Below are 22,166 nucleotides of genomic sequence, written 5' to 3'. Positions count from 1 at the left end.
GCAGCTTGCCGCCAGCGCCGTGCCGATCGTCATCGCGGTGTCCTGCAATGCCGCCACCTTCGCCCGCGACGCACGCCTGCTGATCGATGGCGGCTACAAATGCGAGGGCGTCACGCCGGTCGACCAGTTCCGCCACACGCCGCATGTCGAGCTCGTGGCGCGCTTTTCGCGGTGAGGTGAAAAGCGCTCCGTCTCCAGCGCGCTCCTATCCTCTCGACATGACTACATTAGTGCAGGATGACGGTGTCCAGCTAGTTCATCGGCTCAGCGACCTTGGACGGGAGCGCTATTCCCGGCACAGGGAAAGCACGGCACATCTCAACGCTCTTCGCTCCAAGTCGTGCGACGACTGCTGCATCTCCCTTCGACCGGAGAGATTCAACAATAAGCTCGGCAATGACACGCATTTCGGCTTCCCCCATGCCCCGCGTGGTCGCTGCCGGTGTACCAAGGCGAATGCCGCTTGGTTTGAGCGGAGGACGCGGATCATCTGGAATGATCTGCTTGTTCGCGGTTATGCCAACGGCGTCGAGAATAGCCTCGGCCGCGCGGCCGTCCAGTCCAACGCTTGTGACCGTATCCACAACCATCATGTGATTATCGGTTCCGTCGGTGATCAACTTCATTCCGCGTTCGATCAGCGCTTCGGCAAGAATCTTCGCGTTGCGCATGACAAGCCGCGCGTAGGCCTGAAAATCGGATGTTGCTGCCTTTTTCAGCGTGACGGCGGTCGCAGCCACAACGTTCATATGCGGCCCTCCTTGCAGTCCAGGGAACACGGACGCATCGATTTTTCCCGCAAAGTCCCGACGGCAAAGGATGATCCCCCCGCGCGGCCCACGGAGTGTCTTGTGTGATGTGGTTGTCATGATGTCGAAACCCGCATCGAGCGGATTGCCGAGAGCGTTGGCAGCGATCAATCCACCATAGTGACTCACGTCGGCCATGGTCAGTGCGCCGACTTCATCGGCGATGCTCTTGAAGGCCGCGTAATCCAGATCGCGCGGATAGGAGCTGTAGCCGCATAGTACCAATTTCGGGCGGACATGCCGCGCCGTTGCGCGGAGCTCATCGAAATCGATGGCCCCGCCCCTTGAAGGGTGCGTCTTGTAACGAGCGAAGTTGAACAGCCGCCCCATGTGCGACACCGGCGCGCCATGCGTGAGATGGCCGCCGTGCGACAGGTCCATCGCCAATATCGTATCCCCGGGCTTCAACAGGCCCAGATACACGGCCTGGTTCATCGGCGATCCGGACAGAGGCTGAACGTTGGCGTGGTCGGCGCGGAACAGCGCGCAGGCTCGCTGGCGGGCTAGATTCTCTATTTGGTCAGTAAATTCTTGGCCGCCGTAGTACCGGCGCCCCGGATATCCCTCGGAATACTTGTTTGTGAAGACTGACCCGAGCAGTTCGAGAACCTCCGGATAAGTGTAGTTCTCCGAAGGAATCAGCTCAACGCCGTCTTGCTGGCGCCGCTCCTCGCGCCCAAGAGCTAGCGCAATCTCCGGATCATGGAGGTGGAGTTCATTCCGAAATGACGGCATGTCTGGGCTCCCTGAGACGCTGGATATTCAGCTGAAAGGTGCCCAGGCGATCGGCTCTAAAACCTTCGCGCTTCACCGTGGTCAATTCCACGCAAGCTCGCCAGTCGCGCGACGGAACGAATGAGCTTGGATGCTCATCGTGTGCAGAAGACTATCCGACCCTTCGTGGGACCGCAAGAGATCGTAGCTTGACGCTCAAGTGTTGAGATCCAAATTCCGCTCCGGTCGGGTCGGATTGCTAATTAGCCGGCTTCTTGAGCGGAAGCCTCACAGGCCAACCGAATTTGAGCGGCACGCGGTCAGGAACCGAGTAGGTGGAGCATTTTCTTGCTGACCTGATCGGTCGAGTCGATCGATTGCGCCTTGCGGAAATCGGCGATCGCCTCGGCGCTGCGGTGCAGCTCGTCATAGGTGAGGCCGCGGTTGTTGTAGGCCTCGACATAGGACGGATCGAACTCGATCGCTTGCGTGAAATCTGCAATCGCGTGCTCGCGGTCGCCCTTGGCGACGTAGGCTTTGCCGCGGGAGTTGAAGGCGTTGAAGTCCTTGGGGTTTATCGCAATTGCCTTGTCATAGTCGGCGATCGCGTCATCGATCTTGCGCTGGTTCTTATGGGCATTGCCGCGATTCCAATACGCTACGCCGTTCCTTGGATTGATGCTGATCGACTGATCATAGGCCGCGATCGCACGGCCATAGTTCTTCAAGCCTTCGTAAGCGACGCCCAGGCAATTGTACCCGCCGGAATTCTTGGGTTCGCGCCTGATGACCTCGCTGCAATCGGGAACGGCGAGGTCGTATTGGCCATTGTTGCCGTAGGCGACGCCACGCGCGCTGTACAGCCAGACCAGATTTGGATCGAGCTTGATCGCCTCGCCGTAGTCGGCGATCGCGGGCTCCCATCCGCCTTTTTTCGTGATCAACCTCTTCCTGAAGAGCGCCTGACCCCTTTGGCCGAAACCAAAGGCGTAGTCCGGATCGATCGTGACGGCCTCGGTGAGATCGGCGATCGCCTGGTCGAATTCACCCTTCTCCATCCATGCCATGCCGCGGCGGGCATGGGCCCATGCGTCCCTGGAATCGATCTTGATCGCCTCGGCATGGTCGGCCAGCGCAGCGTCGTAGTCGTGCAGTCCGTAATAGGCGACGCCGCGGTTGTTGTAGGCCCAGCCATATCTGGGATCGATCTTGATCGCCTCCGTGCAATCCGCAATGGCCGCGTCGTGGTCGTCTTTGCTCTCGTATGCCTCACACCGGTGCGCAAAGGCGAAGGCGTCCTTCGGGCTGAGCTTGACGGCCTCGCCGTAGTCGGCAATCGCGCGGTCGTAATTCTTCCTGTTGAAGGAGCCGCGGGCGCGGTTCTTGAAGGCTTCGACGCGTTCTGCCACCTGCTCACTGGCATCGTCGATAATGCGGCTGCATGCCGCGGCCTCCACGGCGGGCTTGTCGGCGCTGGCGACACACTCGGCCCGGTCGGCCGGCGCAGCGGCCAGCGCGGGTACAGCAAGCAGGAGGCCCACGCCAAGGAGCAGCCCGCCTGATCTGTGCGCTGCCATGCTGCTTCCCCCTCCGACCGGCTCCAAAGCGACACTTGCGGGCGTCATGATTTTAGCCCTAACGGGAGACATTCCGCCATCGTCGACTCTGGATTCGAGATGGGTCACAAGGAGCCCTGACTGCAAGCATGGCCGCGTCCGGATACCCCATCCGAACCGTCGCGCCCCACTCCGGGTTACCGCACCACGTCGAGTTTGACGTTGGCGACGCCCGAGTTCACCATTCCAAGCGCTCTCGCCGCCGAGTAGGACACATCGACCACGCGTCCCCGCACGAAGGGGCCGCGGTCGTTGACCCGTACCGTCACGGAGCGCCCGGTGGAGACGTTGGTCACGCGCAGGCGGGTGCCGAACGGCAGGCTCGGATGCGCGGCGGTGAGTTCATTCGGGTTGAACTGTTCGCCATTCGCAGTCTCCTGGCTTTCGCTGTAGAAGCTGGCGACGCCGTTCGCGGCGGGATGCGCCTCCTTGTGTTCGCCTGCGAAAGGCGCTCGCCGCGCGATCGCGGCATGTTCGCGCGGCGCGTACAGGACCGAACGGTGCGGCTCGAGCGCAGCCTGCCTTACCGGTGCAGATAGCGCCGCTCTCCTGCCGACGACGGACGATTGCGCACAGGCCGCAAGCGAAGCGGCCGCAAGGATCATGGTGAGGCATCGGACGATATGGCGAGGCAGATCGGCGCACGCGGCCGCGACGCCCAAAGCCATGACGCTGACCCCAAATCCAGGACCAAGTCCACGAGACGCTGCACTGGTACGGTCGATGGCCAACATGAAATCGCCCTCCGTCCCCCGCCGCGGCAAGAGCCGCAGCCAATCAGGGCGAAACGGTGGCAAAATCAGGCAGTGTCCGCCATGATCGTGTGAATTGCCTCCATGTGTTGCCACATTGCCACAACCTGGCCGCGAGCCTTGAAGGCCCGACAGCCGATTTGATAGATCACGCCTGTCGATCGGGCCTCTCACAACCATGGGGCGCCTGCGGGGTGCCGCGCGTGCTGAAGCAGACCCGCTTGGCCTGACGTTTCGGCTTCGACACGACATCGAGCCTGACCTTTGCGACGCCGGCATCCACCATACCCAGCGCCTGGGCCGCCGAGAGCGAGAGGTCGACCACGCGCCCTTTGACGAACGGACCGCGGTCGTTGATGCGAACCGTGACCGAGCGCCCGGAGGCCAGGCTGGTCACGCGCAGCTTCGTGCCGAACGGCAGCGTCCGGTGGGCCGCAGTCATGGCGTTGGTATTGAACCTTTCGCCGTTCGCGGTCTGCGTTCCCTCGGTATAGAAGCTGGCGATGCCCTGCGAAAACGAGTGCGCGCCGGCCGCCGCATCGCCGGCACCGGGCGGACCAGATCGCGGCGCGGCCACCAGGCGGCTGTCCGGTGCGAACCAGACCGGGCGGCTGTTTTCCAGCGCCGCCTGCCGGCTCGGTGAAAAAATGCCCGCGCGCTTGGCGCCGATCGGAGCTTGCGCGCAGGCTGCGAGCGAAGCGGCCGACAGCGCGACCGTAAGCCAGCGAACGAGGCGCCCTGCCGCCGGTCGATCGCAAAGCGCATTTAACCCGACGGTGCCGGCTCCGACATCGAAACGTAAGGTAGTTCCGCGGCTGATGGGCGGCATGTGTTATGTTTCCTCCGTCCCAGCCGGGAAAAATTCGACAGGGCAAAACCGGCGTTATGGCGACGGAACGGTGGCCAGATCATTTTCGCGCCCGTTCCCGGTATTCAGACCTCCTGCGTTCGCGCCCAAGATGTGGCGCCCGACGCACGCACTTGTTTTTCGACGCGTCTTCTTCACGCGAACGGGTGCCCATCCCGGCTCAAGTCCGGGACAGGCTTTCGCTCGAAAACGCTCAGACACACGAGAGTTGTCATGCAAGGGGATGATCTTCTGCAGCGTGTGGTGACCGCTCTTGGCGACGTCGAGAGCATCGCGGCGATCGTGCTGGGCGGATCGCGCGCGCGAGGCATGGCCCATGCGACATCCGACTACGACATCGGCCTGCATTTCTCGTCGGCGCGGCCGCTCGACACCGATCGGCTGCTTTTGGCGGTGAAGACGTTCGTCGATGATCCCGATGCGGCGAGCGTGACGGCGGTCGGCGCATGGGGGCCGTGGATCGTGGGCGGCGCATGGCTGTCGGTTTGGGGATGCAAGGTCGACCTGCTCTATCGCAACGTCGAGGCGGTCGGCGACGTCATCGAAGCGTGCCGCGCGGGCGAGATCAGCATGCACTACCAACCGGGACATCCGCACGGCTTCTGCTCGGCGAGCTGGATGGGCGAGATCGCGCTCTGCAAGGTGCTGCATGACCCCTGCGGGATCATCGCGGCGCTGAAGGCCAAGACCGTGCCCTATCCTGCGCAGCTCGGCGATGCGCTGATCCGCCGCTTTGAATGGGAGATCCTGTTTGCCATCGAGAACGGCGAGCTCGCGATCCCGCGCGACGAACAGACCCATGTGGCGGGCTCCGTCTATCGCGCGCTCGCCTGCCTCGCGCAGGTGCTGTTCGCGCTCAACGGCCGCTATCTGGTCAACGAAAAGGGCGCGCTTGCGGAAGCGGCAACGTTTCCACGGACGATCCCAAACCTGATGGGACGGACCACGCAGATCTGGCGGTTCATCGGCGCAGGCGATTTCCGGCGCGCCTTCGCGATGCTGCGGACGATGGAGCGGGAGCTGCAGGTGCTGATCACCTCAGCCGGCCAAGGTTGACGCTGGACTCCCCTCCCCCTTGCGGGTCCGCAAGGGGGAGGGGAGTCCGACCGGCCTTGTTGAAGCAGTTTACCTCTCGTCCGACAACGGAAGGAGGACTTGCATCGGGCTCACCGTCCCCAGCGGTCCTGCCAAATCTTCTCGCCGATCAGACAGGAGACGCGCGGCTCCTTTTCCGCGACCGGCACGACGCGCGGTGCCGGCGTCTTGTCCGCGACTTCCTGCAGGAGTTTGGTGCGGATCGCCTCCTTAAACTTCTCGCGATCCTTGATCGGCACCACGAACGAGCCGGGACCACCGATCACGCAGTCCTCGTAGTACCAATCGAGGTTGTCGATATCCATGGTCGAGTAGGACGGCTCCTTCACCATGATCGGCAGGCCGTTGATCACGATGCCCTTCGACAGCGCCTCGTCGCGCGCGGGAACGACCGGCGCGCCGTTGTTGTTCGGACCGTCGCCGGAAACGTCGATCACGCGGCGCAGGCCCTTGTACTGGTTCTCCTCGAATAGCGGCATCGCGAAATAGATCGCGCCCGAGATCGAGGTGCGCGAGGCGCGGCGGATCGGCGTCTTCCGGATCTCATCGGCGACGGCGCCCGCGCTCTCCGGCCCGTCGATCACGCGCCAGGGGATGATGATCTTCTGGTCGCTGGAGGCCGCCCACTCGAAATAGGTGATGGCGATCTTGCCGGTCGGGCCGGCCTTCAGCGCCTGGAGGAACTCCTTCGAGACGATCGCATCCGCATAGCCCTCGCGCTGGACTGCGAGTTCGTCCATGTCCATCGAATACGAGATGTCGGTGGCCAGGATCAGTTCGACATCGACCTGGATCTCACCGCCCTTGTCGGCCATGAGGTGACCCGCCTCATCCCTCGGGCCCGGCGCAGCGCCGGTGGCGCCCCCTGCTCCCGCCAACAAGCCTGCGACAAGCACTGCTCCGATCGAGACACACCAGCGCATCGTGGTCCTCCCGTGGGTCAGAACGGATGGTGACACGCAATTCGCTGTGCGCAAAGTGGGATCGTCAAACTGCGTTCACATTCGAGTTAGGCTCCTGACATCCGCGTTAGTCTCCGGGCCAATGCCGTGACCGATTTCTGCCGCGATCGAGACACCCGGCAAGATCGCGCTGCTGCATGGAAGGCATCGTGAGCGCACAGGTTTTCACGCCGGTCCGGACATTGTAAGGTAACCGCATCCGGACCGATCAGGAGCACGATCAGGAGCCGTTGCCACATGATCGACGCGGTCACCAAACCCAGGACGAAGACCAGGACCAAGACCGAGCGGCCGCGTCTGCACAAGGTGATCCTGGTCAACGACGACTACACGCCCCGCGAGTTCGTGGTCATGGTGCTGAAGGGCGAATTCCGCATGACTGAAGACGAAGCCTACAAGGTGATGATCACCGCGCACCGGCGCGGGGTCTGTGTCGTCGCCGTGTTCACCAAGGACGTGGCCGAGACCAAGGCAACGCGCGCCACCGACGCCGGCCGCGCCAAGGGCTATCCGCTGCTGTTCACGACCGAGCCCGAAGAATAGGCCGGCACTTTGGTGGTCATCGCCCGGCTCGACCGGGCGATCCAGTACGCCGCGGCGTTGAGACGATATCGAGTTCTCTGGAATACTGGATGCCCCGCTTTTCGCGGGGCATGACGAGAGAGGTTCGCGCTCACCGCCCTTCTATCTGATGTTGACGGTGATTTTCTCCGACATGATCGGCGGATCGAACAGATAGTGCTTGGCATCGCCCAGCACCAGTTGGAGCGTATGCTTGCCGGGCGGCAGTTCGAGACGGGTCTCGGTTTGACCCGCACCGAAATGGAGATGGTTCTTGTCCTGCGGGATCGGCTCCTTGGGATCAAGCGGCTCGGTCACATCAAGCAGCAAATGATGATGACCGCTGTTCTGAAAATCATCGCCCGCATGGGTGACGCCCATGTTGCGCAGGCCGAAACGGCACCAGAACCCGCCCTTGATGGTCGCCCCGTTCTGCGGCCAGATGAAATACAGCAGCGCGTCCTTTGGTGCAGGCCGTCCCTGAGCATGAGCGGCAGAGGACAACGATGCCAGCGTCGCGGCCAGCAGAATGAGGCGGACGATCCTCATGTCGTGTCCTCCCGTGAAGCGTTCAAGGAGAGAAAGCGACCCGGAATCCGTGCGTTGGATAGCGCACGTTGATGTCGTAGCTGTCGCGGTTCGCCGGCCGCACATAGCGCTGGTCGTTCTTCCAGGAGCCGGAACGGATGACGTGCGACGCGCAGTCGCCCTCGGCCCAGGCCGATCCGTCCACTGGGGCGCCGTGATAGCTCTTGTGCCAGCAATCCTCGACCCACTGGTCGACGCCGCCGCCCATGTCGTACAACCCGAACGGATTCGGCTTGAAACTGCCGGCCTTCACCGGCTGCTCTGCAGCCGCGATGTCAGTGCAGTTCCTGCAATTGGCCATGCCGGGCTGGAACTCGTCGCCCCACCAGAACCGCGATTGTGTTCCGGCACGAGCGGCATATTCCCACTCGGCTTCGCTCGGCAGCCGATAGGTTTTGTGCGTGGCGGTGGAAAGCCAGGCGACGTACTGCTTGGCGTCGGTCCAACTGACGTTGGTGACCGGCGCATCATCCTTGCCAGTGGCCGCGAAGGCGCAAGCTTTCGCCGCCGCACATTCGTTCCATTCACGAACGGAAACAGGATAGCGGCTGAGCGCAAAGGGTTTCACCGTCACCTGGTGGACCGGCTTCTCCGTAATGTCCTCATTGCTGCCCATCGTGAAGGTGCCGCCACGCAGCAGGTTCATGTCGGGTTCGCGGACCGCCGGGGTCGGCTGCGCCGATGGCGCGCCTTGCAAGGCCGCCTGTTTCGTCGCCGGAGCGGCCGCTGGAGCGCCTTGATCCTGCGGAGCAGCCCTCGGGGTCGCCGGGTGAGTTGCCGCCGTCCCGGCCGATTGACCGACCGTTGTCGCCGGCTGGGAGGGCTGCGCCGCCTGCTTCTCCACCGGATACTGCGGTGACGTCGCCGGGACCTGCTGCGCAGGCGGCACCAACGCCCGCTCCCGGGCCTTTTCATACGGCTGCAGCAGCAAACTCCAGAGCGCAGCGCCCGCGATCAGCAGCAGGATGGCACTCAGCGAGAAGATCAAGATGGTCTCGCGCCGCCGGGTCTTGTTCAGCGCCGCCGGGTCCGGAAGCACCCGGTAGACGCGGACCGGGTCGGTGATGTTCTTGACCTTGCGGTCACCGAGCGACTCGTAGCCGCAGACCAGCTTGTGCTTGATCTGCTCGTAGATACCACCGGAGATATAAACCTCGCCGGGTTCGGCGATGCTTTCGAGGCGCGAGGCAACGTTGACGCCGTCGCCGTAAATATCATCGGCCTCGATGATCACGTCTCCAAGGTTGACGCCGATGCGAAATTCGATCCGCTGCTCCTTCTCCAGCAAGGCGTTGCGTGCGAACATGTTCTGCTGGATGACGATGCCGCAGCGCACGGCCTCGACCGGGCTGTCGAAAATCGCGAAAAACCCGTCGCCGGTGGTTTTGACCAGCCGTCCCTGGTGCTCTGCGATGCTGGGGTCGATGAGGTCGCGCTGGATTCGCTTCACGCGCTCATGCGTGCCTTCTTCATCGACCTCCATGAGGCGGCTGTAGCCGGCGATGTCGCCGGCGACGATGGCGGCGAGCCGCCGCGGCGACTGCCCACGCGGCGGCGCGTTGCCGGTCCTGCCAGAATTGATGTCGCGAACCTTCTCGCGCATGGCGTTGCTCCACATGCGCAGCCTGGACCAGTTTCGCCCAAGCCCAATGGGATCACAGTGGCTCAGATCACACCGAGCAGAAAAAATGCATTGAACGCGCTGATATCCACGTGTGAAAATAAACCAGGTTACAGAATACTATACCAAACGCCGTGGCTCGCTAGACCTTCGTCGGGATCGAAACGACAGTCATCCTGACGCTAGCGCGCGATGGCGCCGAACGGTGTCGTCACCGCGGTACCTCCGCAGCCATCTCGTCGTGCAGGCCGTAGACGCGCTGCGCGGACGACAGACCCTCGATCGCGAACTCGCCGAGATCGGCCCATTCGCGGGCGCACAGGCCGGCAAAGCTCGAGGAGGCGACGACGGTGCGACCGAGGCGCCCCGCGATCTTCTCGAGCCGCGCGGCAAGATTGACCGCAGGACCGATGCAGGTGAAATCGAGCCGGCCGCTGCCGCCGATATTGCCGAACAGGATGTCGCCGACATGCAGGGCGACACCGAAGCGAAAACCCTCGGCGGCCTCGTCGCTGCCATGGCGCATGGCGACCACGTTGGTGCGGGCCTCGCGCGCAGCGTTCAGCACCTGCGCGCAAACCGCGCCGACGTCCGGGTCGGCGCTCGCGATCGGAAACACCGCGAGCAGCCCATCGCCCATGAATTTCAGGATCTCGCCGCCGTGCTTGCGGATCGCCGGCACCTGACAATCGAAATAGTCGTTGAGGATCTCGACGACGATCTCGGGCGCGAGCCGGTCCGACAGCGCAGTGTAGCCGCGTAAATCCGACAGCCAGATCGCCGCCTGCATGGTCTCGGCGTGGCCACGCCGAATCTGTCCGCCCAGGATGCGCTCGCCGGCGCTGTTGCCGACATAGGTGTCGAGCAGGATGGCAGCGGTGCGGCGGAGCTGGATGATCTCGGCAACCCGCGCCATCGGCGCGGCAATGCGCCTCAGCACATCGAGATGCTCGTCGGCGAACCCGCATTGGCGTTTGGTGGTGCAGGTCACGACGTGCACGGAGCCGTCGGTGAAGTGCAGCGGCAGCGCGATGTAGTCGGTGACGCCCTCGCCCCGCAGCTCATCGAGATACGGAAAGCGCCGGCTCGCGGGGTCGTCCAGCCGGCATCGCAGTTCGCGGCGGCTCCGATGGACGGCGGCGATCGGGCTGGTCGCGAACGCCGGCGTCTGCTCGATATCGATGTCCGCCGTGCTGGTGACGACATCTTCGCCGGGATGCCAGAAGAAGGCGCGGCCATAAACGTCGGGATGCAGGGTTTTGATGAACAGCGCCACCCGCGCGAGCGGCAGGCCTGCGGCAAGCAGCCGCTCGCAGGTCTCCTGGAACGGCCCGTTCGGTCCCGTCGCCGGTCGCGCGCCATCGATCAGCCAGTCGATCAGCTGTTCAATCCTGGTGGCGTCTATCGGCATTTGCGGAGCGGGATTTTGGACCACCGGACAAGCATAAGCGCTTTACCTTCGTACAAGCTAGGGGGCAAATTGGAGAAAACAATCGGGCATTGAAGATGCTGATTCACGGACAGGAAGCTTTGGGCGACGAGGCCGCGCTGCGCGAAGGACTGGAGGCCGCCGACCCCGCGACATTGCTGCTGTCGCTGGTGCAATTGACCGGCGAGCGGCACTGGCTGGACGAAGCACGCCCCTTCGTGCGCGGCCCGATGAATTATCAGACGTTCATGCCGGAGGACCTGCGCGCTGCGGTGTGTGCACGCATGGCCGAGGTGCTGGCCGATCTCGGGACAAGCAAACGAACCGTGCTCGCGCCGCCGGATGACGCGCTGCTTTCCGAGATGATGTCGTTGGCGGCCGGCGAAACGGTGGCGGACGATTACATAGCCATGATGCGCGAGGATCTGACCAGCGACAGTCTCGCCTCGCGCATCTTGAGCTGGCGCAAGCCGCCGGACCGGTCAACCCTGCGCGACAGCGAGATCGTCATCATCGGCGCCGGCATGTCGGGGCTCTATGCGGCGATCCAGCTTCGCGAGGCCGGTCTGCCCTTCGTCATCCTCGAAAAGAACGACGCGGTCGGCGGCACCTGGTACGAGAACGTCTATCCCGGCTGCGGCGTCGACACACCGAACCATTTCTATTCCTACGCGTTTGCGCCCAACCACGACTGGTCGCACTATTTCGCCAAGCGCGACGAACTCTGGCGCTACTTTGAGCGCATCGCTGAAAAGTTCGATCTGCGCGCGCACATCCGGTTCGGCACGGAGGTGAGCGAGGCCCGCTTCGACGAGGAACGCGCGCTCTGGCGCATTACCGCGCGCCGCGCCGGCGGCGAAACTGTTGCGCTTTCGGCGCGCGTGCTGATCTCGGCGGTCGGCGTGCTGAACCGGCCAAAACTGCCTGATATCGCCGGCCTTGCGTCGTTCTCCGGGCCGGCCTTCCACACCGCACAATGGGAGCGGTCGTTCGACTGGCGCGGCAAGCGCGTCGCCATGATCGGCACCGGCGCCTCCGGTCACCAGGTCGGACCCACCATCGCGCCCGATGTGGCGCGGCTGATGATTTTTCAGCGCTCGCCGCACTGGGTGGTGCCGAACCCGAACTATCATGAGGGCGTCAGCCCGGGAAAGAAATGGGCGCTGGCCCACATTCCCTTTTACCTGCGCTGGTATCGCTTCCAGTTATTCTGGGGCTTTGCCGACGGGCTGCATGCGGCGCTCACCGTCGACCCGGATTGGCCGCAGCCGGAGCGCGCGCTGAACGCGCTCAACGAAAAACATCGCCGCTTCATGGTGCGGCACATGCGCGAAGAACTCGCCGACCGTCCCGACCTGCTCGAAAAGGTCGTTCCGGACTACCCGGCCTATGGCAAGCGCATCCTGATCGACAATCACTGGTTCAGGATGCTGAAGCGCGACAATGTCGACCTGGTCACGGATCAGATCGAGGCAATCGAGCCGCGTGGTGTGCGGACAGGCGATGGAAAGCTTTGGGAGACCGATGCGCTGGTGCTCGCCACCGGCTTCAAGGCCAGCCAGATGCTCGGCCCGATGAAAATCTTCGGCCGCCACGGCCGGGAGCTGCACGAGGTCTGGGGCGACGATGACGCAAGAGCCTATCTCGGCCTCACCGTGCCTGCCTTTCCCAACTTCTTCATCCTGACCGGACCGAACACGGGCCTGGCCCATGGCGGCAACCAGATTTTCATGACCGAATGCGGTGTGCGGCAAATGATGCCGGCCCTGCGCGAGCTCTACGAGGGCAGATACCGCACGCTCGAGTGCAGGGCAGAGGTCTATGAGCGCTACAACCGCGTGGTGGACGAGCGGCATGGGCGCATGGTGTGGACGCACAAGGGCATGACCAACTGGTATCGCAACCGCCACGGCCGTGTGTTCGCGATCTCGCCGTGGCGGTTGGTCGAGTATTGGAAGATGACGTCACGGTTTGATGCGGAAGACTACGAGCTGAGATGACGAGCTCTATCTTCCGTCTCATACTCGTCATCGCCCGGCTTGACCGGGCGATCCAGTACGCCGCGGCTTATCGGCTCAAGCACTGCCGTCTCTGGAATACTGTCATGCCCCGCTTTAAAGCGGGGCATGACAGAGGAGAGCTATCGCCCGACCTGGCCGCGATGGCGCAAAAGGTGATCGGCCAGCACGCAGGCCATCATGGCTTCGCCGACGGGCACAGCACGGATGCCGACGCAGGGGTCGTGGCGGCCCTTGGTCATGATGTCGGTCTCGTTGCCCGTGCGGTCGACGGTCTGGCGCGGCGACAGGATCGATGAGGTCGGCTTCACCGCAAAGCGCACCACGACCGGCTGCCCGGTGGAGATGCCGCCCAAAATGCCTCCGGCATGATTGGAGAGAAAGCGCGGCCCTTCATTGCCGGTCCGCATCTCGTCGGCATTCTCTTCGCCGGAGAGTTCCGCGGCGCCAAAACCCGCGCCGATCTCGACGCCCTTGACTGCGTTGATGCTCATCATCGCAGCCGCAAGCTCGGCGTCGAGCTTGGCATAGATCGGCGCGCCGAGCCCCACCGGCACGCCCTCCGCGACGATCTCGAGCACGGCGCCGATCGACGAGCCGTTCTTGCGGATGCCGTCGAGATAGCTCTCGAAGAACGCCGCCTTGTCCCTGTCCGGACAGAAGAACGGATTCTTCGCAACCTCGTCCCAGTCCCATTTGTCGCGATCGATCTTGTGCGGCCCCATCTGCACCAGCGCACCGCGCACCGTGACATCGGGAAGAATCTTGCGCGCGATCGCGCCGGCCGCGACCCGGGTCGCGGTCTCGCGTGCCGAGGACCGGCCGCCGCCGCGATAGTCGCGCAGGCCGTATTTGGCCTCGTAGGTGAAGTCGGCATGTCCCGGGCGAAACGTGTCCTTGATCTCGGAATAGTCCTTCGAGCGCTGGTCGGTATTCTCGATCAACAGCGCGATCGGCGTGCCCGTCGTCACCTGCACGCCGCCTTCCGGATGCGCCATCACGCCCGACAGGATCTTCACCAGATCCGGCTCCTGGCGCTGGGTGGTGAAGCGCGACTGTCCGGGGCGGCGGCGGTCGAGATCGCCCTGGATGTCCGCCTCGGTGAGCGGAATCAGCGGCGGGCAGCCGTCGACCACGCAGCCGATCGCGACCCCGTGGCTTTCGCCAAAGGTCGTGACGCGGAACATGTGGCCAAAGGTGTTGAAGGACATCGTGCTGCTGGTTGCTCGTCTTAATGTTGAGAGTTCGTCTTAATGCTGAATGCCAACGTGGTAAAGCGCCGTGGGAACGGGGCAAATCGATCGTCACCGGTTTGTCCCCGTCGTTCCGGGGGCGATGCGAAGCATCGAACCTCAGGTGCGCAATTGCGCACCGGGGAACCTCGAGATTCCGGGTTCATCGCTGCGCGATGCCCCGGAATGACTCAGGAGTATTTTGCGAGCTCGGCGCCCTTGAACACATAGACCGTGCCCTGCTCGATATAGAGGTCGGCGGCGCTTTCCGGTGTCTCGATGCCGAGCAAAACCATCAGCGCCCGCGCGGTCCCGCCATGGGCAACGGCGACGGTATCGGTGACGAGTTCGGCGTACCAGGCGCCCATCCGCGTCTCGACATCGAGATAGCGTTCGCCGCCGGGGGCTGCGACCGTCCATTTCGCGGCCACGCGGCGGGCGAACAACTCCGGATCCGCGGCCCGCGCCTCCGGCAGCGTCGAGCCTTCCCACTGCCCGTAGCCGATCTCGCGCAGGCGCGGGTCGATCGCATAATCATCCACCGGCAGTTTGAGCGCGCGGCGCACCAGCTCCATGGTCAGGCGCGCGCGGCCGAGCGGACTTGCGACGAAGGGGATCTGGGCCGCCTCATGCCCGTCGCGCGCCAACAGGCCGGCCAGAATGATCCCTGCGCTTACTGCCTGGCGGCGGCCGAGCTCGTTCAGCGGAACGTCCAGCGTGCCCTGCAGCCTGCCCTCCGCGTTCCAGTCGGTCTCGCCGTGGCGGATGTAGTAGATGGTGGGCGCGGGCATTGCGACGGCAGCTTAATCCTTCGCAAACGCGATATCCGGCGCGTCGGGCCGCTTCATACCGACCACGTGATAGCCGGAATCGACGTGATGCACCTCGCCGGTGACGCCGCGCGACAGGTCGGACAAGAGGTAAAGCGCGCTGTTGCCGACCTCCTCGATCGAGACGTTGCGCCGCATCGGCGCGTTGTACTCATTCCACTTCAGCATATAGCGGAAGTCGCCGATCCCAGAGGCGGCCAGCGTCTTGATCGGCCCGGCCGAGATGGCGTTGACGCGGATGTTGTTCTCGCCGAGATCGGCGGCGAGATAGCGCACGCTCGCCTCCAGCGCCGCTTTGGCGACCCCCATGACGTTGTAATGCGGCATCCATTTCTCGGCGCCGTAATAGGTCAGCGTCAGGATGGCACCGCCGTCGGTCATGAGTTTTTCGGCGCGCTGCGCGATCGCGGTGAGCGAGTAGCAGGACACCAGCATGGTCCGGGAGAAATTGTCCAGCGTGGTGTCGACATAGCGGCCGTCGAGCTCGTTCTTGTCGGAGAAGGCGATCGCATGCACCACGAAATCGAGCTTGCCCCATTTCTCCCTGAGCACGTCGAACACGGCGTCGACGCTCGCAAGGTCGGTGACATCGCAGTGGCCGAGCAGCAGGGCGCCGAGCTCCTGTGCGAGCGGCTCGACGCGCTTTTTCAGCGCGTCGCCCTGCCAGGTCAGCGCGATCTCCGCGCCGGCTGCGTGGCATGCCTTGGCAATGCCCCAGGCAATCGAGCGATTATTGGCAACGCCGAGGACGACCCCGCGCTTGCCCTGCATCAAACCGGTATACTGCGACATCCGCTCATCCCAATCGAACCTCGGTCTGATATGTGGAGGTACACCAGCGACCTCGCCCGGTACAGCCCCAATCCGTCCGCGATTTGGTCGATTTGCGCTGACAGCCTAAACGTCGGAATAGTGCTTTCTTCTCGGTGTTAAATTCGGTGTGTCTGTTCGAGATGAGTCGCCATGAGCGCTTTCCGCCAGAGTGTCGAAGCCATGATTCCCGCGCTGCGCCGCTATGCGCGGGCGCTCGCGCGCGATGCCGACATCGCCGACGACTTGGTGCAGGATACGCTGGTGCGGGCGCTGCGTTCGGAACGGCTGTTTCTCGGCGGTGATGTCAGGAGCTGGCTGTATACCATCCTGACCAACCTCAACAAGAACCGTCGCCGCTCGCTGGCGCGGCGGCCGCAGTTCATGCCGCTGCTCGACAACAATCCCGACGCCAGCGGCACCGAGGCGGAAAGCCGCGACATCGCGCGCGCGCTCGCAACGCTTGCCGAGGAGCAGCGCGCCGTGCTGCTGCTCGTGATGCTCGAAGGCCTCAGCTATCGCGAAGTCGCCGACATCCAGGGCGTGCCGATCGGGACCGTAATGTCACGACTTGCACGGGCCCGCGCCCACATCAAAGCTGCGCTCGAAGGCGAGCGCCCCGCACTGCGGCGGGTGAAATGACCGCGACCTCGCCGCAGCAATCAACGCCCCGATTCATGCAGAGACGTGCCCGATGAACGATCCGAAAATCCCCGTCACCGAAGACGAGCTTCATGCCTATGTCGACAACGAGCTGCCGACCGAGCGGCGCGGCGATGTCGAGGCGTGGCTCGAAGCGCATCCTGAGGATGCCGAGCGGGTGCGATCCTGGCGTGCGATGGCGGAGGAATTGCAGGCGCGCTACGGCGGCATCGTCAACGAGCCGGTGCCGAAGCGACTCGAGCTCGAGCAACTGGCGCGGCAGCCGCGCCGCTGGATCTATGGAACGGTGGCGGCGTCATTCCTCGCCTTCATGGCCGGCGGCGGCGCCGGCTGGATCGCGCATGGCGCGGCGGCCTCGCCCTCGATGTTCCAGAGTTTTACCGGAGACGCGCTGGAGGCCCACCGCCTCTATGTCGTGGAAGTGCGCCACCCCGTGGAAGTGCCGGGCAGCGAGGCGAGCCATCTGCAGGCCTGGCTGACCAAGCGTTGCGGCTGGGACGTCCGTGCACCGGATCTGGCCGCGACCGGTCTCAAACTGGTTGGCGGACGGCTGCTGCCCGGGCCCACCGGGCCCGCCTCGTTCCTGATGTATGAGAGCCCCTCCGGCGAGCGCTTCACGGTCTACACGGCGAAGGCAGGCACCGCGGAAACCCAGATGCGCTACACCGCCAAGGACAACGAGGCCGCGCTGTTCTGGGCCGAGCATGGCGTCGGCTATGTTGTCAGTGGCGGCACCGACCGCGACCGCCTGACCCAGGTGGCGCGGCTGGTCTACGACCAGACCGAAAAGAGCGGCGGCTAGCGCCCGGTTGAACTGGTTGAACTTAACTGCGACTGCGCTCTTCTCCCCTCCCCCTCGCGGGGAGCGGTCGGAGGTGGGGGTCCACGGATTCAGTTCGCCGCTTGGTATCCCCTCCCCGATATTTTGGGGCGCCCCTCCGAGGTGTCGTCGGGGATCTTGGAAAACGTTCACGGGCGGTCGCGAGCTTATGATCCCGGCGCGGCTTCTCGGGCCGACCCCCGGCAGTGATACCGCCGCGCAAGCTCATGAACTTCAGATTGAAAAGCGGCAGGAAACACGTTTCGGCTTGTTTGTCCAAATTCCGTCATCGAAAATCTGGATTCCGGACACCGCGGCGTCTCAATATCGCACCGGATGATCACGCGAAAATGAGCCTGCGTTCGATCCGCCGATCGACGCGGCGGCCTCGATTGGGGTTTGGTACCGCGCTGGTCCCCCTCTCGAGGCCGCACCCGCTTTTTCCCACCCGCAACAGTGGGCAATAAGCAAGACTACCGCCGCGAGCGCCTCACTGAGACCGCCGACTCAGTGGGGCGTTCGTCGTTTGTGCATTACGGTATTTTGATACAACCAGCCCGTTGACCAACTAGCGGAATTGCTGGACCGGGCGCATCGCCGCGGGCCCATGTCGGGCCGGAAGCCCATGTCGGATCATGCCACCTCGGCCGCCCGGTCGTATCAGCCGAGATCGCGGCGCGGATTATAGGGGTGGCTGTCGCGCCATCTCTGCATCAGATTTTCGAGTTCGGTATCGCTGCCGTCCGGCAGCATGATTCGCGTCGTCACGAACAGATCGCCGCTCACGCCTGCCGGCTTGGGCAGGCCCTTGCCCTTGAGGCGAAAGGTGCGGCCGCTCGAGGTATTTTTCGGGATCGACAATTCCACCGCGCCCTGCAGCGTCGGTACGCGGACCTTTCCGCCCAAAACCGCCTCATAGAGCGTGATCGGCAGATCCAGCCGCAAATCGCTGCCGTCGACCTTGAAGAACGGATGGGCAGCGATGTTCACTGTGATCAGGACGTCGCCGGGCCGGTGGCCGGCCACGGTCTCGCCCTGCCCTCTCAGCCGGATCTGCTGCCCCTCGGTGACCCCGGCGGGAATCTTGACGTTCAGCTCCTTGCCGGTCGGAAGGCGGACACGCTTCTCGGCGCCCTTAACCGCCTCCTCCAGCGACACGGTCATCGCGACCGAGAGATCGAGATCGACCCCGACGCCGCCGCTCTCGAACTCGAATGGGCTACTGCCACCGGCGCGCCCGCCGCGTGCGGCGCCGCCGAACATGCTGTTCAGGATGTCCTCGAAACTGCCGCCACCAAAACTGCCGCCGCCGCTGCCGCCAGGCCCGGAGCGAAAGGTATAGTTCTCAAAGCCGCCGGGGCCGGTGCGCCCGCCGCCGGGAAAACCCTGGAACCGCGGCTTGCCCTCGGCGTCGATCTCGCCGCGGTCATATTGCTTGCGCTTATCCTCGTCGCCAATGATTTCATTGGCCGAGTTGATTTCCGCGAACCGCGTCGCAGCCTTAGGATCGTTCTTGTTCGAATCCGGGTGGTGCTTCTTGGCGAGCTTGCGATAGGCGCTCTTGATCGCCGCAGCGCTGGCGCTCCGCGGCACCCCCAAGACCTCATAGGGGTCGCGCATCCCTCATGTCTCCTTCACGGGAAATTAGATCATAGCTTGCGGGCAGATGCATGCCCCCAGTTTGTCTGTCATTTGGGGCGGCAGTTGTATTTTTGCAACGTTTGTTTTGCGGTCTGGAGTTCTTCCAACTCCAGACGGAGGTCGCGCGCGTTATCCGCGGCGCCAGGGCGAGAGCGTCTGGATCTCCCACCGCCCGCTGGCCATCTGGCAGGCCGAGCCCTGCAGCCAGCTTTCGGTCTTGCCGTTGACGTAGCTTGCGAGAAAGTCCCGGCAGGTGCGGCCGTCGTCGCGGGCATAAGGTTTTGCGAGCGGCGTGACCGAGCCATGGGCGCCGGTCCTGGCATTCTCCCAGGGCTGGCTGGAGTCCTTGTCGCCCTTTGTCAGCACGTCGGAGGCCGCGTTGCGGGCAAAGGCGAGATCGCTCTCGGTCGGCCGCGGCTCGGTCACCGCGCCGGTGACCTCCTTGCCGGTCATCATGGCGAAGGGACCATCGCCCGCGCCGCCGTGGAACACGCTGCAGCCGCTGATGCCAAATGCAACCAGAATCATCGTAAACGCTGCTAGGGCCGGCTGCCTCGACGATAGGCCAATGCGGTCCCATGCCCTATATAGGGCTGGACAAGCGGACTTCAGCACACTCTTGGCCGCGGGCGGACGCAACTCGGACTCCTGTCATGACCGACACCACAACCATCAAACAACAGCCCCCCTTAACAACTGGTGATTTCACCGAATCCGAGGAGCCGTTTGCGCTGTTTGCGGAATGGTTTTCCGAGGCCGCCAAGAGCGAACCCAATGATCCCAATGCGATGGCGCTGGCAACGGTCGACGGAGCAGGCCTGCCGGACCTGCGCATGGTGCTGATGAAAGGATTTGATGCCGACGGTTTCGTGTTCTACAGCCACATTGCGTCCGCAAAGGGCCGCGAACTCGCCGCAAATCCAAAGGCCGCGTTGCTGTTCCACTGGAAATCACTGCGCCGACAGGTGCGCATCCGCGGGCTGGTGTCCCCTGTGAGCGATGCGGAAGCCGATGCCTATTTCGCGACACGCCCGAAACAGGCGCAGATCGGCGCCTGGGCCTCGAAACAGTCGCAGCCGCTGGAGAGCCGCTTTGCCTTCGAGCAGGCGATCGCGCTCATCGCAGCGAAATACATCATCGGCGAGGTGCCGCGGCCGCCCGGCTGGAGCGGCTGGCGCATCACCCCGCTGCATTTCGAATTCTGGCACGACCGGCCGTTCCGCCTGCACGACCGAATTGAGTTTTCGCGCGGCGCGCCGGACGCTGCTTGGAGCAAGACGCGGCTTTATCCCTGAGCGTTCGTCATTCCGGGGCGGTCCGCAGGACCGAACCCGGAATCTCGAGATTCCGGGTTCGATGCTTCGTATCGCCCCGCAATGACGATGCAGCAAGACGAGAGACCCATTCATGCCGACCTCCAACCTGCCGCGGCGCACGCTGCTTCTGACCGGAGCCAGCCGCGGCATCGGCCATGCCACCGTGATCCGCTTCTCCTCGGCTGGCTGGCGCGTCATCACCTGCTCGCGGCACCCCTTCCCCGAGGAATGTCCGTGGGACGCAGGGCCCGAGGATCACATCCAGGTCGACCTCGCCGACCCCGAGGACGCGCTGCGTGCGATCGCCGAGATCCGGAAGCGGCTTGACAGCGGTGAACTGCACGCCCTCGTCAATAACGCAGCGATCTCGCCGAAGGGCGCTGGCGGCTCACGGCTCGGCACCGTCGATACCGACCTCGACACCTGGAACCACGTGTTTCGCGTCAACTTCTTCGCACCGATCATGCTGGCGCGCGGGCTGATCGCGGAGCTGAAGAAGGTAAAAGGCTCGGTCGTCAACGTCACCTCGATTGCGGGCTCGCGCGTGCATCCCTTTGCGGGGGCGGCCTACGCAACCTCGAAGGCGGCATTGGCTGCGCTCACACGGGAAATGGCCAGCGATTTCGGCCGCGTCGGCGTGCGCGTCAACTCGATCGCGCCAGGGGAGATCGACACCTCGATCCTCTCGCCCGGTACGGAGAAGATCGTCGACCAGCAGATCCCGATGCACCGGCTCGGCACCCCCGACGAGGTCGCCAAGATCATCTATGTGCTCTGTACGGAGACGAGTTCCTACGTCAACGGCGCGGAGATCCACATCAATGGCGGGCAGCATGTGTGACATGTGCCGTCATTCGGTGGCGCGCGAAGCGTGAACCCGGAAGCTCGGGATTTTCAACTGGGCGATTGCGCGTCCGTCGCCATTGCGAGCCAGCGGTCGCGGCTCGCCCTTCAATGCACCGTCTGGAGCGCACCGACACAGGCCTGTTCGCAGCTTCGGCACTGCTCGGCGCAGGTCCTACAATACACGTGCTCGGGCGCGTGTCTTTCGCATTCCTCGGCACAAAGGCGGCAGGCGAGCGCGCAGAGCGTGATGGCGCCCCGCAGCACCTCCGGGTTCGAGCCGGTCTGCGTCGAGGCCAGCGTGCTCGTCATCACGCAGACATTGGCGCAATCGAGGTCGAGCCGAATGCATTGGCGGAGTGCGTCGGTATTTTCTTGGGCCAGACAGGCGTCGGCACAGGAGGTGCAGGCCCGCGCAGTCGCATAGCAGTCCTCGATGCAGGCGATCAGCGGCTCGCTGATGCCTTCGAGCTCCGGGTGATCGGCAATCGCCTCATCAGTATGCATGCTCGTACTCCGCTTGGCACAACCGATGCTAACGCACAAGCCGTGCGGAAGGTTGCCTGTGGCTCGCTGAATTCCAGACACAGATGTCTACCTCAAAGACGCGAGCTTGCCGCTGGCGTGTCGGGGATCGATGACCGACTTGTCGCGCTTTCAGCGCCGCCCACCGACCTCGTCGAGATGATCGAGCAGGTCGGCCGGGTCCTCGTAGACGCGGATGGCGCCGGCATGGCGCAACTCCTCGTCGCCATAGCCGCCGGACAACAGCCCGACGCCGAGAGCGCGACAGCGGGTCGCTGCAAGCATGTCCCAGATGGAGTCGCCGACCACGACGGCGCGCTCGATCTCCGCCCCCAGTTTCGCCGCCGCGGCCAGGAAGAGATCCGGGTCGGGCTTGGCGTATTTCACCTGGTCGCGCGTGACCACCGCATCCCGCGCCGGATCGACGCCGAGCGCGGCGAGATTCAGCGCCGC

The 22,166-nt window shown here is 64.0% G+C and carries 22 protein-coding genes, 1 pseudogene and 1 riboswitch; of the genes and pseudogenes, 8 read left to right on the top strand and 15 right to left on the bottom strand.

The features are described from left to right. A pseudogene (locus JOZ76_RS12620) lies at positions 1 to 175 on the top strand (RNA methyltransferase); the annotation flags it as partial. A 76-nt stretch (positions 176 to 251) separates the two neighbouring features. Here the strand turns inward: JOZ76_RS12620 and glyA are convergent. From glyA to JOZ76_RS12600, 4 genes are all read right to left on the bottom strand, one after another. Further along, positions 252 to 1,544: a serine hydroxymethyltransferase gene (glyA, locus tag JOZ76_RS12615; protein WP_291698956.1), complete on the bottom strand. Its 1,293-nt coding sequence runs from the start codon at positions 1,542 to 1,544 to the stop codon at positions 252 to 254. A 33-nt stretch (positions 1,545 to 1,577) separates the two neighbouring features. Beyond that, positions 1,578 to 1,662, bottom strand: a riboswitch (ZMP/ZTP riboswitch). 181 nt (positions 1,663 to 1,843) lie between these two features. Further along, positions 1,844 to 3,100, bottom strand: a complete 1,257-nt coding sequence (locus tag JOZ76_RS12610; RefSeq protein WP_291698955.1) for a tetratricopeptide repeat protein — start codon at positions 3,098 to 3,100, stop codon at positions 1,844 to 1,846. 176 nt (positions 3,101 to 3,276) lie between these two features. Next, positions 3,277 to 3,744: a septal ring lytic transglycosylase RlpA family protein gene (locus JOZ76_RS12605; RefSeq protein WP_291698954.1), complete on the bottom strand. Its 468-nt coding sequence runs from the start codon at positions 3,742 to 3,744 to the stop codon at positions 3,277 to 3,279. Between the two features lie 295 nt (positions 3,745 to 4,039). Next, complete coding sequence (locus JOZ76_RS12600; RefSeq protein WP_291698953.1) at positions 4,040 to 4,720, bottom strand: septal ring lytic transglycosylase RlpA family protein; 681 nt, start codon at positions 4,718 to 4,720, stop codon at positions 4,040 to 4,042. Positions 4,721 to 4,972: 252 nt separating this feature from the next. On the opposite strand from JOZ76_RS12600, the gene JOZ76_RS12595 reads away from it, so the two are divergent. Further along, entirely contained in the window at positions 4,973 to 5,815 is an 843-nt protein-coding gene (locus JOZ76_RS12595; protein WP_291698952.1) for a nucleotidyltransferase domain-containing protein, read from the top strand. Between the two features lie 110 nt (positions 5,816 to 5,925). Here JOZ76_RS12595 and JOZ76_RS12590 read toward each other — a convergent pair whose 3' ends face one another. After that, on the bottom strand, positions 5,926 to 6,777 hold the full coding sequence (locus tag JOZ76_RS12590; RefSeq protein WP_291698951.1) for a DUF1194 domain-containing protein: 852 nt from the start codon (positions 6,775 to 6,777) through the stop codon (positions 5,926 to 5,928). A 276-nt stretch (positions 6,778 to 7,053) separates the two neighbouring features. On the opposite strand from JOZ76_RS12590, the gene clpS reads away from it, so the two are divergent. Next, a complete protein-coding gene (gene clpS / locus JOZ76_RS12585; RefSeq protein ID WP_291698950.1) occupies positions 7,054 to 7,359 on the top strand; it encodes an ATP-dependent Clp protease adapter ClpS in 306 nt (101 codons plus the stop codon). Positions 7,360 to 7,500: 141 nt separating this feature from the next. Here the strand turns inward: clpS and JOZ76_RS12580 are convergent, their stop codons facing one another. The 3 genes from JOZ76_RS12580 to JOZ76_RS12570 form a co-directional block, all read right to left on the bottom strand. After that, positions 7,501 to 7,926, bottom strand: a complete 426-nt coding sequence (locus tag JOZ76_RS12580) for a DUF4399 domain-containing protein (protein ID WP_291698949.1) — start codon at positions 7,924 to 7,926, stop codon at positions 7,501 to 7,503. Between the two features lie 22 nt (positions 7,927 to 7,948). Beyond that, positions 7,949 to 9,568 (bottom strand): SUMF1/EgtB/PvdO family nonheme iron enzyme, encoded by a 1,620-nt coding sequence (locus JOZ76_RS12575; protein WP_291698948.1) that lies wholly within the window; start codon positions 9,566 to 9,568, stop codon positions 7,949 to 7,951. A 229-nt stretch (positions 9,569 to 9,797) separates the two neighbouring features. Continuing rightward, positions 9,798 to 10,991 carry an adenylate/guanylate cyclase domain-containing protein gene (locus JOZ76_RS12570; RefSeq protein ID WP_291698958.1) on the bottom strand — a complete coding sequence of 398 codons (1,194 nt, stop codon included), beginning with the start codon at positions 10,989 to 10,991 and terminating at the stop codon, positions 9,798 to 9,800. A 101-nt stretch (positions 10,992 to 11,092) separates the two neighbouring features. Between JOZ76_RS12570 and JOZ76_RS12565 the strand changes: the two genes are divergently transcribed. Then, the gene (locus JOZ76_RS12565) at positions 11,093 to 13,015 is read left to right on the top strand and encodes a flavin-containing monooxygenase (RefSeq protein WP_291698947.1); all 1,923 of its coding nucleotides are present in this window, start codon (positions 11,093 to 11,095) and stop codon (positions 13,013 to 13,015) included. Between the two features lie 140 nt (positions 13,016 to 13,155). On the opposite strand, the gene aroC is transcribed toward JOZ76_RS12565, so the two are convergent. The 3 genes from aroC to fabI all read right to left on the bottom strand — a co-directional run bounded on the left by aroC (position 13,156) and on the right by fabI (position 15,887). Continuing rightward, positions 13,156 to 14,244, bottom strand: a complete 1,089-nt coding sequence (aroC, locus tag JOZ76_RS12560; RefSeq protein ID WP_291698946.1) for a chorismate synthase — start codon at positions 14,242 to 14,244, stop codon at positions 13,156 to 13,158. A 212-nt stretch (positions 14,245 to 14,456) separates the two neighbouring features. Further along, positions 14,457 to 15,056, bottom strand: a complete 600-nt coding sequence (locus JOZ76_RS12555; protein ID WP_291698945.1) for a histidine phosphatase family protein — start codon at positions 15,054 to 15,056, stop codon at positions 14,457 to 14,459. A gap of 12 nt (positions 15,057 to 15,068) precedes the next feature. Then, entirely contained in the window at positions 15,069 to 15,887 is an 819-nt protein-coding gene (gene fabI / locus JOZ76_RS12550) for an enoyl-ACP reductase FabI (RefSeq protein ID WP_291698944.1), read from the bottom strand. Between the two features lie 171 nt (positions 15,888 to 16,058). Between fabI and JOZ76_RS12545 the strand changes: the two genes are divergently transcribed. Both JOZ76_RS12545 and JOZ76_RS12540 read left to right on the top strand, forming a co-directional pair. Further along, positions 16,059 to 16,547 (top strand): RNA polymerase sigma factor, encoded by a 489-nt coding sequence (locus JOZ76_RS12545; protein ID WP_291698943.1) that lies wholly within the window; start codon positions 16,059 to 16,061, stop codon positions 16,545 to 16,547. A gap of 52 nt (positions 16,548 to 16,599) precedes the next feature. Further along, a complete protein-coding gene (locus JOZ76_RS12540) occupies positions 16,600 to 17,370 on the top strand; it encodes an anti-sigma factor family protein (protein ID WP_291698942.1) in 771 nt (256 codons plus the stop codon). Between the two features lie 678 nt (positions 17,371 to 18,048). Here the strand turns inward: JOZ76_RS12540 and JOZ76_RS12535 are convergent. Continuing rightward, positions 18,049 to 19,008: a DnaJ C-terminal domain-containing protein gene (locus tag JOZ76_RS12535; protein ID WP_291698941.1), complete on the bottom strand. Its 960-nt coding sequence runs from the start codon at positions 19,006 to 19,008 to the stop codon at positions 18,049 to 18,051. Positions 19,009 to 19,158: 150 nt separating this feature from the next. Continuing rightward, positions 19,159 to 19,557 (bottom strand): RT0821/Lpp0805 family surface protein, encoded by a 399-nt coding sequence (locus JOZ76_RS12530; protein WP_366112847.1) that lies wholly within the window; start codon positions 19,555 to 19,557, stop codon positions 19,159 to 19,161. A gap of 125 nt (positions 19,558 to 19,682) precedes the next feature. Between JOZ76_RS12530 and pdxH the strand changes: the two genes are divergently transcribed. Beyond that, positions 19,683 to 20,324 (top strand): pyridoxamine 5'-phosphate oxidase, encoded by a 642-nt coding sequence (pdxH, locus tag JOZ76_RS12525; RefSeq protein ID WP_291698940.1) that lies wholly within the window; start codon positions 19,683 to 19,685, stop codon positions 20,322 to 20,324. A gap of 112 nt (positions 20,325 to 20,436) precedes the next feature. Beyond that, positions 20,437 to 21,186, top strand: coding sequence for an SDR family NAD(P)-dependent oxidoreductase (locus JOZ76_RS12520; RefSeq protein WP_291698939.1), 750 nt, complete (start codon positions 20,437 to 20,439; stop codon positions 21,184 to 21,186). Between the two features lie 110 nt (positions 21,187 to 21,296). Here JOZ76_RS12520 and JOZ76_RS12515 read toward each other — a convergent pair whose 3' ends face one another. Together JOZ76_RS12515 and JOZ76_RS12510 are read right to left on the bottom strand one after the other, a co-directional pair. After that, complete coding sequence (locus JOZ76_RS12515; protein ID WP_291698938.1) at positions 21,297 to 21,695, bottom strand: four-helix bundle copper-binding protein; 399 nt, start codon at positions 21,693 to 21,695, stop codon at positions 21,297 to 21,299. A gap of 150 nt (positions 21,696 to 21,845) precedes the next feature. Then, positions 21,846 to 22,166 (bottom strand): HAD family hydrolase (locus tag JOZ76_RS12510; RefSeq protein ID WP_291698937.1); only part of this gene is annotated, 321 nt, incomplete at its 5' end.

The organism is Bradyrhizobium sp. (assembly GCF_019244115.1).
Classification (GTDB): Bacteria; Pseudomonadota; Alphaproteobacteria; order Rhizobiales; family Xanthobacteraceae; genus Bradyrhizobium.
The sequence above is the reverse complement of the archived record's forward strand: the minus strand, read 5'-3'. Positions and strand labels throughout refer to the sequence as shown.